This is a genomic window from Bacillus cereus group sp. BfR-BA-01331 (genome assembly GCF_022663915.1).
Classification (GTDB): Bacteria; Bacillota; Bacilli; order Bacillales; family Bacillaceae_G; genus Bacillus_A; species Bacillus_A mycoides.
The window spans coordinates 1-305 of the sequence record NZ_JAKUGJ010000193.1 but is presented as its reverse complement, the minus strand read 5'-3'; the positions used below and the strand labels follow the sequence as shown (position 1 = coordinate 305).

Sequence of the window (305 nt, the reverse complement as noted above, 5' to 3'; positions counted from 1 at the left end):
AAATAGATAAATTGACAAGAGAAAAGCACTTTGTGTATATCACAGGTGCTTTTTATTTTCATTTTGATATAGGGCTTGAATTAAATTTTTATACTAAAATATATACGGCAAAAAGGGGGGAGTTCATTGCACAAAGTTATTTATGGAATATTAATTTTAACTTATACTTTGTATTCATTTTTTGTACAAACCTTTCGTCCTTTAGCGCAAGGAATCATTTATTAATGATGTAATAAATGGAGATGCTGAAAGTCGTGCTAAATGGGGAAGTTATGCTTTAACACAAGTTGGATTAGGACTTATTG

The 305-nt window shown here is 29.5% G+C and carries 1 protein-coding gene; it reads left to right on the top strand.

All coding sequences use genetic code 11. The features are described from left to right. Window positions 1-233 (top strand): hypothetical protein (locus MR155_RS31660; protein WP_242312142.1); only part of this gene is annotated, 233 nt, incomplete at its 5' end. Window positions 234-305: the final 72 nt, after the last annotated feature.